Source organism: Arthrobacter sp. 05N425 (assembly GCF_056397125.1).
On sequence record NZ_JBFTMU010000009.1, the window covers coordinates 75,459 to 88,433 of the forward strand.

Genomic DNA, 12,975 nt, shown 5'->3' on the forward strand with positions numbered 1-12,975 from the left:
TGGCTTGTTGACTGGCATGACAAAGGGCGGAAGTTGGAGGTGAATCCGACTCCCGCCCTTTGCGGTTGCTGACTCCGTTAGTTCTTCGGGGTGGAGTTCGGCCACCACTCCGGCGCGGCCACAACCGTGCTGCTGGAGTTGCCCCCGTTGGCGGAAACTGCTGCCGAAGCCGAAAGGCCCGCTGCGGCCAAGGCTCCGGCGACGAGGAGTGTTGCGAGGGTCTTCTTCATTTGGATCTCCTGTTACGTAAGAGGCAGATGTGACTCAAGTGGTGCGGATTTAGTATATGGGCTGCCGACACGCCGTCTCATAACGATTTGGAGGGTTGTGTAAAACCTGTGCTATTTGTGCGCGGCTCCTGCGCCTCAAAGTGCAGGTAGTCGAGTGTGTTGCTCGTTTTAGCCGCTCCGGCGACGGATACTTGAGACATGCTTGAAAAGGTTGCCTCATCGGCATACGTCGCGGCAGAGCTTCGCGCGCGGCACTACCGCGACAACCATGAGTTCAACGCGGCCGCACAGAGCGCCAAGGAGGCCGCGCTTATTGCTGGTGAAGACGGCGACCCCGTCGCCAGCTGGGCGATGAAGTTCTTTCAAGCTGAGAGCCTCATGGAGACGGGGAATTTCGATGAGTGCGCGCACTTGGCCCTCGAGCTCTTGGCCAACCCGCAGGGTCCTCCCGCCGTTCAGGCCAGCGCGCGTGCCAATATCCTTCTTTCTAAGGCTTGGCAGGGTGCAGGGCTTCTGGAAGATGCCGCTGAAGCGGCCCGGGCTGCGGTGCATCTCTCCACCGACGAGGCGGACATTGACGTGAATGTCAAGGCCCGCCAAGCTTTGATTGCCGCGTTGGCGGACTGCGGAAAACTCGATGAGGCTTGGACGGAATGTCGTGACCTTGCGAGTGTGATCTCCGATGATGTCGACGAGCAGCTGGCCGGTAAGGCGTTTTGGGTAATCGGAAACGTGGCATTCCTATCCGACAGGGTGGAGGAAGGGCTTAGATATCACGAACTTGCGGCGTCGACTTTTTCCCCTGCTAGAAATTTGGACGTCTGGGCCAAGTTTAATAAGGCCTCGGCGGCCATGCGTTTGGCAGCAGAGGTGGCCGATGCAGACACCCTGCGCTGTATCGAGCGAGCGGAACTGGCGACTGAAGTCATTGGCGGCAGCTCCAATGATCACCTGCTGCTCAGATTGAACCGAGCACATTGGAGTTTTCTCGCTGGTGACCCCGTCGCCACCATCGAATTGCTGGACGATCTGCATAGCTTGGAAGACAACCTGTCGCCTCAGAGGTCTGGAGAAGCGTGCCTCCTGCTTGGCCGGTCACAGTTGGCTCTGGGGAATAAAGCAGAAGCTCGGCTCTGGATCCTTAAGGCTGCGAATCGGTTCGAATCGTCAGGGGCGCGTCACCGTGCGCAACAAGCCCGGGAGCTTATGAAGGCCGAACTGGGCCGGGACTCGCTATGGTCCTGGCTGCTTCGCGTCACGGGTTTCGACCGCAGCTGACTCCTGCTTCCGGGGCATGTCCACCGCCGGCGTCGAACAGTGGGCCTGTCCCGAGGGCTCAACGTTCTAGGTCCGGCGGGCAGGTCGGGCATGTCCACTGCGGGCGTCGTGCGGTGGACATATAGGGATTATGCTCATCGGTCGCGGCCAAGAGTGGGCATGTCCGGCGGCGCTGACGTACGTGGTCCGGCGGGGAGGGCGGGCATGTCCACAGCAGGCGCCGWGCGGTGGACATWTAGGGATTATGCTCATCGGTCGCGGCCAAGAGTGGGCATGTCCATCGGGGCCGCAGAGCCGCGAAGCCGCGGATTACCCGGCCCGGGATCCCGATCCGTTAGGCCTGGGCGGAACCCGAAGCATCGGGCCGTGCGGCAGGGGTCTTCCGGCCCAGGAACACTGCCGCGGCGCCGACCACAAGGCTCAGCACAAGAAGTACCCAGCCAGCAACGGTGAGTCCCGACGCCAAAGCAACCTGGCCGCCGTCGAGCGTGTCAGCGGCCATCATGGCGTCAATTGCCGCGTTTCCCCACAGCCGCACACCCGCGAACAGCAGCGGCACTGCCCACAGCGCCCAACGGAGCGGTTTCCGAGCCACGTTCGTGCCGATCAGCAGCAACCAGGTGAATCCGAAGATCAGCGGAAACAGTGTCCCTGCCGTCTTGTGCACATAGTTGAGCTGTCCGCGGGCGTCCCCGTCCATGGCCGAGCGCAGCTGCTCCACAAAGCCCCGGTCAAAGCCGCCGAGCAGCGAGTCGGGCATCGGTAGGCCGCCGCTGAGCTGGGTGAGCTGGTTCAGGGTCAGCAGGTGGACGTACCAGAACAGGAACAGGCTCGCCACGACGCCCGCAATCAGGATCAGGCTGCTATTGCTCTGGGCCTTCTGTGGGGTCCGGGTGGTGCTGGGATTGATCACCGCGGGCAGATGGTGCTGGGGGACGGCCGCGCTCGCGCCGTGCTTCTTGATCCGCTGGGCGGGTGTCTTGGCCATGGCTCCATTATCGCCCCTCGCCGGCGCCACACCGGCCGGTCGCAGGCAGGGCTACCGTCAACCCGGTCTGCCTGTTCAGCACCTCCGGGCGCCCGATAGGCTGAACGCGTGAGCGAATCAGGCAGCAACGAACTTGTCAGGCACCGGCTCGGCCGGCACAGCACCGCGGAACTCAGCCCCGAACTGGACGACTACCAGCTCGCCGAGGCCTTGGTGCGGGAGGCCGGCAATCTGGCGCTGCTGATGCGGCAGGCAGGACTGGAGGGGCAGCGGAAAACGTCCGTCTCCGACGTCGTGACCGCCGCGGACCACGCCGCGGAAGCCTACGTGCTCGAACAGCTGCAGCGCTGCCGGCCCGACGACGGCGTCCTCGGCGAAGAAGGTGCCTCCGAGCGGGGCAGCAGCGGCCGGACCTGGGTGGTCGACCCGGTCGACGGAACCTACAACTTCCTGCACGGCTCAAGCTACTGGTGCTCCGCGATCGCGCTCAAGGATTCCTCCGGCCCACTGCTCGGCGCCATCTTCCAGCCGGAGGAAGACAAGCTCTGGCTCGGCGGCACCGCCCGGAAGGCAACCCTCAACGGTGAGGCGCTGACGAGTTTTCGGCCCCGCGACGCAGGTGGCATGGGCCGCGCGGAGACGCCGCTCGCCGAGCTTGGCGCCGCCACCTACATCCATCCCACCTGGCTGGCCGACCCGATGTGCGCCATGCCGTGGCACGCCGCGGCAACCTCGGCGGCGGCGCTGCGGATGTTCGGTTCGGGTTCGTGCGACCTCGGCCGGGTGGCCGACGGCGAACTGGACTGCTGGTTCCAGCACAGCTCCCCGGAGTGGGACTGGCTGCCGGGCCAGGCGATCGTGCTGGCCGCCGGCGGCGCCACCGACGTCGTGCGCGTCAACGGACTTGAGTGGTTCGTGGCCGGAGGCACGACGGCGGTGCGGCAGCTGCGGGCGGCGCTCGAGTCAGGCTCCGTCGGGTAGGGCGCACCGGCGCACGCTCGGCCGGAAGGGACGTGCCCACTCCCGATAACACACGATGGACATGCTCAATCGGGACGTCGGTGAGGAATGGACATGCTCATTCCTCGCGTTCAGGCATGGACACAATGGGCATATGTCCACTGCTGGGCGCAGGCAGGGGGCATGTCCCTCGGTGGACCAGGCGACGGGGACCGTGCCGGCGGCGGCGGAGGGGCATGCCCATTCCTGACGGCGCCGGCGGGGCCTGCTCGATCCTGACACCTGCGGCAGAGGGACATGCTCAATCGGGACGTCGGTGAGGACTGGACATGCTCAATCGGGACGTCGGTGAGGAATGGACATGCTCATACCGGGACGTAGGTGAGGAATGGACATGCTCATTCGTCGCGTTCAGGCATGGACACAATGGGCATATGTCCACTGCTGGGCGCAGGCGAGGGGCATGTCCGGAGGTGGACCGGGAGCCGCGGACGGTGCCGTCAGTGGCACCGCCTAGACTTGTTAACACCATGGATATGTTGTTTGACCCCTACGCCGACGGACCCTTCCAAGCTGCCTCGCATCCGGCCGCGCCGGCCAAAGCGTCCGGAAACCCGGGGACCGGAACCGGAATGCCGGACCTGAGGTCACCCGCTTTCGGGGCCCACGGCGGAAGCGGCGCTGGTAACGGTGAGGACTCGGACCGCCCCCAGCTGCCGAACGCGGAAGAGCTGCTGCAGGGACTGAACCCGCAGCAGGAGGAAGCAGTCAAACACGCGGGGAGCGCGCTGCTGATCGTCGCCGGCGCAGGTTCCGGCAAGACCCGTGTGCTCAGCAACCGCATCGCCTACCTGATCGCCACCCGGCGGGCGCACCACGGCGAGATCCTGGCCATCACCTTCACCAACAAGGCAGCCGCGGAGATGCGCGAGCGGATCGAGCTCCTGGTCGGCGGCCGGGCCAAGACCATGTGGATCTCCACCTTCCACTCCTCCTGCGTCCGGATCCTGCGGCGCGAAGCGGCCAACGTCGGCCTGAACTCCAACTTCTCCATCTACGACTCCGCAGATTCGCTCCGCCTGATTACGCTCGTGGCCAAGAACCTGGACCTGGATCCCAAGCGCTTCGCGCCCAAGGCCATCCAGCACAAGATCTCCGCGCTCAAGAACGAGCTGATCGACGCGGACAGCTACGCCTCCAGCGCGAGCTACAGCGACCCCTTCGAACAGGCCGTCGCCGAAGTCTTCAAGGGCTACACGCAGCGCCTGCGCCAGGCCAACGCGATGGACTTCGATGACCTGATCGCCGAAACCGTCTACATGTTCCGGGCCTTCCCGGCGCTCGCCGACTCTTACCGGCGCCGCTTCCGGCACGTGCTCGTGGACGAGTACCAGGACACCAACCACGCCCAGTACGCCCTGGTGCGCGAGATCGTCGGCGAGGGCCCCGGCGCGGCCGAACTCACGGTCGTCGGCGACTCGGACCAGTCCATCTACGCCTTCCGCGGCGCGGACATCCGCAACATCGTGGAGTTCGAGAAGGACTACCCGGACGCCCGGACTATCAAGCTCGAACAGAACTACCGCTCCACCCAGACCATCCTCAGCGCCGCCAACTCGGTCATCTCCCGGAACCCCAACCGGCCGGAGAAACGGCTCTGGACGGCCGAGGGCGACGGCGAAAAGATCGTCGGCTACGTGGGCGAGAACGAGCACGACGAGGCCCAGTTCATCGCCAAGGAAATCGACCGGCTGCAGGACGAGGGCAACCTCCGCCCCGGCGACGTCGCGATCTTCTACCGCACCAACGCCCAGTCCCGGTCCATCGAAGACGTCCTGGTGCGCGTTGGGCTGCCCTACAAGGTGGTCGGCGGCACCCGCTTCTACGAGCGAAAGGAAATCAAGGACGCCCTCGCCTACCTGCGCGTTCTGGTAAACCCCGACGACGACGTCAACCTGCGCCGCATCCTCAACGAGCCCAAGCGCGGCATCGGCGACCGGGCCGAGGGCGCCGTGGCATCGCTGGCGCAGCGCGACCGGACCTCCTTCATGGCCGCCGCCCGCCGCGCCGAGGAAGCACCGGGCATGGCCACCCGCTCCGTGAACGCCGTGCTGGGCTTCGTGAAGCTCCTCGACGACCTGGCCGAAGTGGCCTCCGGCTCCGGTGCCGCCGCTGCCCTGGAAGCCGTCCTTGAGCAGACCGGCTACCTCGCCACCCTTCGCTCCAGCACCGACCCGCAGGACGAATCCCGGGTGGAGAACCTCGCCGAGCTCGTCGCCGTCGTCCGCGAATACGAGCGCGACAACCCGGAAGGGTCCCTCGGCGCCTTCCTGGAACAGGTCTCCCTCGTGGCCGACGCCGACCAGATCCCGGACGCCCCCGGGGCGGACATTGACGCCGCGGTCGCCGAAGCCAAGCGGCTCGGCGTCGTCACCCTGATGACCTTGCACACCGCCAAGGGCCTTGAGTTCCCGGTGGTGTTCCTGACCGGCATGGAACACGGACTGTTCCCGCACCAGCGCTCCGCCACCGACCCCAAGGAACTGGCCGAGGAACGCCGGCTCGCCTACGTGGGCCTGACCCGGGCCCGGAAACGGCTCTACCTGACCCGCTCCGAGGTCCGCAGCATGTGGGGACAGAGCCAGTACAACCCCGCCAGCCAGTTCATCGAGGAAATCCCGGCCGAGCTGGTCGAGTGGAAGCGGGAAGGCTCCACCCGCCAGGCCAGCAGCTGGGGGAGCGGCGGATCGATCGGTTCCAGCCGCTACGGCGGGTCCTTCTGGGGCGCCGGCACCGCCCGGGGCGCCGGCGCGGACTCCGCGGCAGGCTTCAACGCGGACGTCCCCGCGGCCATCGCCAAGAACCGGGTGCAGCCGCAGAAAGAGATCGTCGCCGTCAGCGTGGGGGACAAGGTCAACCACACCAGCTTCGGCAACGGCACCGTACTGGCCGTCGAGGGCGCGGGGGACAAGACCGTCGCGAAGGTGAAGTTCGGCGTCGGCGAGAAGCGGCTCCTGCTGCGGTACGCCCCGCTCACCAAGATCGACGCGTGACCGGGGCTCTCAGCCGCCCCGCGGATCCACCGGTAACCGCGCGCCGACAGGCATAATGGAGCGCATGCGACGGACATCTTTGGGGATCCTGGCCGCCTTCCTGGCACTGGCGGCCACGGCGTGCACCGTCACGCAAAAGGACCCGGACTACGTCCCGCCGGCCCCGCTGCCCGCCCTGGAGCAGCTCAAGCAGGCACCCCTGACGGACCCGGCGACATTGGGAGCCGGCCAGGACTCCCTGAGCTTCGTCACCGCGGACCGCAACATCGTTTGTTCACTGACCTCGGCCCGGGGCGAGCACGTCAACCTGCCCTATGAACAGAACGGCTTCGGCGGCAGCGGGAACGGCAAGTTCGCGACCGTGCCGGTGGCCCACTGTGAGCTCGGCGCCTACCCGAAGCCGTCCGCCAAGGACATCCGCGACGACTGCGCCGGCACCGGACTCGGCTACCTGGGCGGCACGGCCCTGCTGACCCCGGCCAAGGCGGTTTACGGGGAGTGCCGCTCCGGCGTCACACAGCAGGAAACCGAATTCGGCCCCAAAGGCACCCGCAACGGTCCGATCTCGCAGCTTCCCGTCCTCGAGGATGGGAAGAACGTCGAGCGCAACGGCCTCCGCTGCTCCGCCTACAACGGCGGTGTAGCCTGCGGAAACGTCTCCGCCGGCGTCGCCTTCTTCGTTGCGCGCGACCGTTACGAGCTGATCTTGCCGGCCCCCAAGGCGGCCTCCGCGGCGCCGTCGGAGGCCCCAAAAACCCCGTAATCTAGCGGTTTTTCTACGCTCAATAGAATAGTGTCCTTACTCACATAACAGGTAGTCTGGGTCGGGCTGGTCCAAACGAAGGACTAGAGTTCGAAAGAGGAGCATTGCGCCGTGTGGCTCGTTTCCAAGCTTGTCGCAGGGTGCGTTTATTCCGCAGCCCGGTAACCGCGAGTACGTGGGGTCCGGCTGTACAGAAACTACTTCGACGTAGAAGGACACTAAACCGTGGACCTGTTTGAATATCAGGCGCGCGATATGTTCGAGGCGCACGGTGTACCCGTGCTTGCTGGCATCGTGGCGCACACCCCTGAAGAAGCAAAGGCAGCTGCCGAGAAGATCGGCGGCGTAACTGTCGTCAAGGCACAGGTTAAGGTCGGTGGCCGCGGCAAGGCCGGCGGCGTTAAGGTCGCCAAGACTGCCGATGAGGCACTCGAGCACGCCACCAACATCCTCGGGATGGACATCAAGGGCCACACCGTCAACAAGGTGATGATTGCCCAGGGTGCCGACATCGCCGAGGAATACTACTTCTCCGTCCTGCTGGACCGGGCCAACCGCAACTACCTGGCCATGTGCTCGGTTGAAGGCGGCATGGAAATCGAGCAGCTCGCCGTCGAGCGCCCGGAAGCCCTGGCGAAGATCGCGATCGACCCGGCCGTCGGCATCGACCAGGCCAAGGCCGACGAGATCGTCGCCGCCGCGGGCTTCGCCGAGGAACTGCGCGGCAAGGTCGCCGCCGTGATCCTCAAGCTCTGGGACGTGTTCAAGAAGGAAGACGCCACCCTCGTGGAGGTCAACCCGCTGGTCAAGACCGGCGCCGGCGACATCGTTGCCCTGGACGGCAAGGTCACCCTCGACGAGAACGCCGACTTCCGCCACCCGAAGCACTCCGCCCTTGAAGACAAGGACGCTGCGGACCCGCTCGAGGCCAAGGCCAAGGCGCAGGACCTCAACTACGTCAAGCTCGACGGCGAGGTGGGCATCATCGGTAACGGTGCCGGCCTGGTCATGTCCACGCTCGACGTTGTCGCCTACGCCGGCGAGAACCACGGCAATGTCAAGCCCGCCAACTTCCTGGACATTGGCGGTGGAGCTTCCGCCGAGGTCATGGCTGCGGGCCTCGACGTCATCCTGGGTGACGAGCAGGTCAAGTCCGTCTTCGTCAACGTCTTCGGCGGCATCACCGCCTGTGACGCTGTCGCCAAGGGCATCGTCGGCGCACTGGCCGAGCTGGGCCACTCCGCGAACAAGCCGCTGGTCGTCCGCCTCGACGGCAACAACGTCGAGGAAGGCCGCCGCATCCTGGCCGAGGCCAACCACCCGCTGGTTACCCTGGCCGCCACCATGGACGAGGGCGCCGACAAGGCTGCCGAGCTCGCCAACGCAGCTAAGTAAAGGGACACGACTATGTCTATTTATCTGAACAAGGACTCCAAGGTCATCGTCCAGGGCATCACCGGCGGCGAAGGCACCAAGCACACCGCCCTGATGCTCAAGGCCGGCACCAAGATTGTCGGCGGCGTCAACGCCCGCAAGGCCGGCACCACGGTCCTGCACGGCGATAACGAGATCACCGTCTTCGGCACCGTCAAGGAAGCCATGGCCGAGACCGGCGCCGACGTCTCCATCGTCTTCGTGCCGCCGGCGTTCACCAAGGACGCTGTCGTCGAAGCCATCGAGGCCGGCATCGGCCTGGTCGTCGTCATCACCGAAGGCGTGCCGGTCCAGGACTCCGCCGAATTCTGGGCGCTGGCCCAGTCCAAGGTTGACGCCGACGGCAAGCAGGTCACCCGAATCATCGGACCGAACTGCCCCGGCATCATCACCCCGGGCGAGGCCCTGGTCGGCATCACCCCGGCCAACATCACGGGCAAGGGCCCCATCGGCCTGGTCTCCAAGTCGGGCACCCTGACCTACCAGATGATGTACGAACTGCGTGACCTGGGCTTCTCCACCGCCATCGGCATCGGCGGCGACCCGGTCATCGGCACCACCCACATCGACGCCCTCGAAGCTTTCGAAGCTGACCCGGAGACCAAGGCGATCGTCATGATCGGCGAAATCGGCGGCGACGCCGAAGAGCGTGCAGCCGACTACATCAAGGCCCACGTCACCAAGCCGGTCGTCGGCTACGTGGCCGGCTTCACCGCCCCGGAAGGCAAGACCATGGGCCACGCCGGCGCCATCGTGTCCGGCTCCGCGGGCACCGCCCAGGCCAAGAAGGAAGCCCTCGAGGCTGCCGGCGTCAAGGTCGGCAAGACGCCGTCCGAGACCGCCAAGCTGCTGCGCGAAGTTTACGCGGCACTCTAGGCACCAGCACCAAGGCAACGCGGGGTCACTTGCGGCCCATTCCACTCGGTGGGATGGGCGCGAAGTGACCCCGCGTTTCTTCGTTGAGGCACGACGGCGGCGAGGACCGCCGCCGTCCGTCTAGTAGTGTTTAGGAAAGGCAAAGTGCGCGCTTGAGTGCGCGCAGGCAGGGGATCACGATGGCAGAAACGCGACGGACGCTGGTCGACGTCGTCGTGGACAAAGTCCTCGAGTACATCCTCAGCGGCCAGATCAAGGCCGACGACGCCCTCCCGCCGGAAGCCGACATCGCCAAGGAGTCAGGGGTCAGCCGCCTGACCGCCCGCGAAGCGATGAAGGTCCTCAAGGCGCAGGACGTTGTCTACGTGAAGCGGGGCCTGGGCACCTTCGTGAATCCGCCCGAGCGCTGGACCGGCCTGGACGCGATCATGCGGGCAGCGTCAAGGGGGGTGGCCTCGGACCAGGTGGCACTGCGCCTGCTTGAGGTCCGCCGGATGGTCGAGACTGGCGCCGCCGAGCTCGCGGCCTCACGCCACAGCCAGGCCGACCTCGCCGCCATGACGGAAAGCGTCGAGCTGATGGAGGCCGCGCACCACTCGGGCGACGTCGACGCGCTGACCCTGGCGGATATCTCCTTCCACGACACCGTGCTGCGGGCCTCCGGCAACCCGTTCGTGCCCGCCCTGCTCGGCCAGCTTTCGACGCTGCTCTACGCCATGCGGCGGGAGACCTCGGCGTTCCCGGATGTGCAGCGGCACGCGATCCACCACCACAAACTGGTCCTGGCCGCCATTGCCGCCGGCGAGCCCGGCGCCGCGCGCTCCGCGATGGACGCCCACATCACCCAGACCTTCGAGGACTACGAACGCTACCTCGCGGTCTCCAGCCGCGGCGCCGCCGCCAGCTGACCCGCGCGGACTCGAGCTGACCCGCGCCGCCAGCTGACCCGCGCGGGCGCTGCGCCGGTTTCGATCCCGCCCGGCTGTTTTACCAATCCTGTTGACGCTGTCCTTTCGTGTGATTAGAATCTCATACAGATATCAGACATCTGATATCTACTTTCGACAAACGATCGCCGCCAGCCAAAGGAGTCTTCATGCGCGCGCACGTCCCTTCCCAGGGCACCCTGATCACCGGTGGAGGCCCGCGATGACCTCCCTGACTGCAGCTCCGGCCCTGAGTGAACTGGGCCAGACCACCCTCCGCAAGGTCCGCCGGCGGCTCATGCCGCTGATTGTCCTGCTGTACTTCGTTGCCTATCTGGACCGCAACAACGTCGGCTTCGCCAAACTTGGCATGCAGGGCGACATCGGCCTCACCGAAGCCGCCTACGGCCTCGGCGCCGGCATCTTCTTCCTCGGCTACGCCCTGCTGGAAATCCCCAGCAACGGCGGCATGTACCGCTACGGCGCCCGCAAGTGGATCGCCCGCATCCTGATCAGCTGGGGCATCTTCGCTACCGCCATGTTCCTGGTCAACGGCGAGACCACCTTCTACATCATCCGCTTCCTGCTCGGTGCGGCCGAAGCCGGATTCTTCCCGGCCATCCTGTTCTACCTGACCCTCTGGTTCCCCGCCGCGCAGCGCGTGACCGTCCTGGGCATCTTCATCCTGGCCCAGCCGATCTCCAACGCCCTCGGCGCGCCGGTGTCCGGCATGCTTCTGGGCCTGGAAGGCGTTGCCGGGCTGCACGGCTGGCAGTGGCTGTACATCATTGAAGGCATCCCGGCGATCGTGCTGGGCCTCATCACGCCCTTCGTCATGACCGACCGCCCGGAGCACGCCAAGTGGCTCAAGCCCGAAGAGCGCGACTGGCTCGCCACCACCATGAGCAAGGAACTGGCCGACAAGCAGAAGTCCGGCAACCACAACTTCCTCGCCGGCCTCAAGGACCCCCGCACCCTGGCCTACTCGGCCCTGTACTTCGGCCTGGTCTGTGGCATCTACGGCCTGGGCCTCTGGATGCCGACCATCGTGAAGGCGCTGGGCAAGTTCGACACCGTCCAGGTGGGCTTCATCGTCTTCATCCCGTATGCCATCGCCGCGGTGTTCGTCTACTTCTGGAGCAAGCGCTCGGACCGCACCGGCAACCGGGTCTGGCACGCCAGCGTCAGCATGGTGATTGCCGCCGTCGGCCTGCTCGGCGCCGGCTACCTGCTCCCGGTCAACGCGGTCCTCGCCATGGTCTTCCTGACCCTCGCAGCGATGGGCATCTACTCGGCGATCGCCCCCTTCCTGGCTATGCCGTCCGCGGCGCTGACCGGTGCCGCAGCAGCGGCCGGCCTCGCCATGGTGAACTCGCTCGGCAACCTGGGCGGCTTCGTCGCCCCGTACATCGTCGGCATCCTCAAGGACGCCACGGGCAACAGCCAGAGCGGCCTGACCTTCCTGGCGGCCTGCCTCGCGATCACCGCCGTCGCCACTTATCTCTACGCCCGCAAGCGTCCGGAAGGTGTCTCCGCCCCCCGGGCGACCGCCCCCGCCGCAGACAGCCATTAGGAACCACTCATGACACAGAGCACTTTCCCCGCCGAACGCACCGTCGTCCTGACCGGCGCCGCCTCCGCCCGCGGCATCGGCCGCGCCACGGCCGACCGGCTGGCCCGCGACGGCTGGTCGATCGCGATCCTGGACATCAACGCCGAGGACGCCAAAGCCGCCGCAGCCGAGATCGGCTCCAACCGGGCCGTCAAGGCGATCGGCGTCGGCGCCGACGTCTCGGACGAGGCCTCGGTGGACCGGGCCATCACCGAGGTCGAGGAGTCGCTTCCGCCCATCGTCGGCCTGGCCAACCTCGCCGGCATCAGCTCGCCGACGCCGTTCATGGAGACTTCCGTCGCCGAATGGGACAAGGTCTTCGCGATCAACATGCGCGGCACCTTCATCGTTTCGCAGCGGGTCCTCAAGGGCATGATCGAACGCCGGCTCGGCCGGATCGTCAGCGTTTCCTCGATCTCCGCGCAACGCGGCGGCGGAACGTTCTCCAAAGTGGCCTACAGCGCCTCGAAGGCCGGAATCCTCGGCTTCACCCGGGCACTGGCCCGCGAAGTCGGAGAGTTCGGCATCACCGTCAACGCGGTGGCCCCGGGCCCGATCGACACCGACATCATGGGCGGCACGCTGAGCGAGGAGCGCAAAGCCGCCATGTCCGAGGGCATCATGATGGGCCGGGTCGGCACCCGCGACGAAGTCGCGGCGCTCATGGCCTTCCTCCTGAGCGAGGACGCCGGCTACATCACGGCCGCCACCTACGACATCAATGGCGGCCTGCAGGTCTCCTGACCTCCCGGCGCCTCTGGAAGTGCCGTGCGGTTCCGGCCGCACGGCACCCGGAAGGATCACAGCATGACCCCCGACACCTACCCCGCCGGCCATCCCACTGCCCACCCCCTC

General features: G+C 66.3%; 11 protein-coding genes. 9 read left to right on the plus strand and 2 right to left on the minus strand.

Annotated elements, in window-relative coordinates:
• Positions 1–77: 77 nt before the first annotated feature.
• Positions 78–230 carry a hypothetical protein gene (locus AC1DGE_RS12840; RefSeq protein ID WP_476893132.1) on the minus strand — a complete coding sequence of 51 codons (153 nt, stop codon included), beginning with the start codon at positions 228–230 and terminating at the stop codon, positions 78–80.
• 198 nt (positions 231–428) lie between these two features.
• Between AC1DGE_RS12840 and AC1DGE_RS12845 the strand changes: the two genes are divergently transcribed.
• On the plus strand, positions 429–1,508 hold the full coding sequence (locus AC1DGE_RS12845; protein WP_476893131.1) for a hypothetical protein: 1,080 nt from the start codon (positions 429–431) through the stop codon (positions 1,506–1,508).
• Positions 1,509–1,842: 334 nt separating this feature from the next.
• On the opposite strand, the gene AC1DGE_RS12850 is transcribed toward AC1DGE_RS12845, so the two are convergent.
• A complete protein-coding gene (locus AC1DGE_RS12850) occupies positions 1,843–2,496 on the minus strand; it encodes a hypothetical protein (RefSeq protein ID WP_476893130.1) in 654 nt (217 codons plus the stop codon).
• A gap of 108 nt (positions 2,497–2,604) precedes the next feature.
• On the opposite strand from AC1DGE_RS12850, the gene AC1DGE_RS12855 reads away from it, so the two are divergent.
• From AC1DGE_RS12855 to AC1DGE_RS12890, 8 genes are all read left to right on the plus strand, one after another.
• A complete protein-coding gene (locus AC1DGE_RS12855; RefSeq protein ID WP_476893129.1) occupies positions 2,605–3,477 on the plus strand; it encodes an inositol monophosphatase family protein in 873 nt (290 codons plus the stop codon).
• A gap of 509 nt (positions 3,478–3,986) precedes the next feature.
• Complete coding sequence (gene pcrA, locus AC1DGE_RS12860; RefSeq protein WP_441418287.1) at positions 3,987–6,509, plus strand: DNA helicase PcrA; 2,523 nt, start codon at positions 3,987–3,989, stop codon at positions 6,507–6,509.
• A gap of 55 nt (positions 6,510–6,564) precedes the next feature.
• Entirely contained in the window at positions 6,565–7,272 is a 708-nt protein-coding gene (locus tag AC1DGE_RS12865; protein ID WP_476909127.1) for a hypothetical protein, read from the plus strand.
• 225 nt (positions 7,273–7,497) lie between these two features.
• Positions 7,498–8,667, plus strand: coding sequence for an ADP-forming succinate--CoA ligase subunit beta (gene sucC, locus AC1DGE_RS12870; protein WP_175322051.1), 1,170 nt, complete (start codon positions 7,498–7,500; stop codon positions 8,665–8,667).
• 12 nt (positions 8,668–8,679) lie between these two features.
• A complete protein-coding gene (gene sucD, locus AC1DGE_RS12875) occupies positions 8,680–9,582 on the plus strand; it encodes a succinate--CoA ligase subunit alpha (RefSeq protein ID WP_441418289.1) in 903 nt (300 codons plus the stop codon).
• A 179-nt stretch (positions 9,583–9,761) separates the two neighbouring features.
• The gene (locus AC1DGE_RS12880) at positions 9,762–10,490 is read left to right on the plus strand and encodes a FadR/GntR family transcriptional regulator (RefSeq protein ID WP_441418290.1); all 729 of its coding nucleotides are present in this window, start codon (positions 9,762–9,764) and stop codon (positions 10,488–10,490) included.
• Positions 10,491–10,731: 241 nt separating this feature from the next.
• Positions 10,732–12,081, plus strand: a complete 1,350-nt coding sequence (locus tag AC1DGE_RS12885) for an MFS transporter (protein ID WP_441418291.1) — start codon at positions 10,732–10,734, stop codon at positions 12,079–12,081.
• Between the two features lie 9 nt (positions 12,082–12,090).
• Positions 12,091–12,864: an SDR family NAD(P)-dependent oxidoreductase gene (locus AC1DGE_RS12890; RefSeq protein WP_441418292.1), complete on the plus strand. Its 774-nt coding sequence runs from the start codon at positions 12,091–12,093 to the stop codon at positions 12,862–12,864.
• Positions 12,865–12,975: the final 111 nt, after the last annotated feature.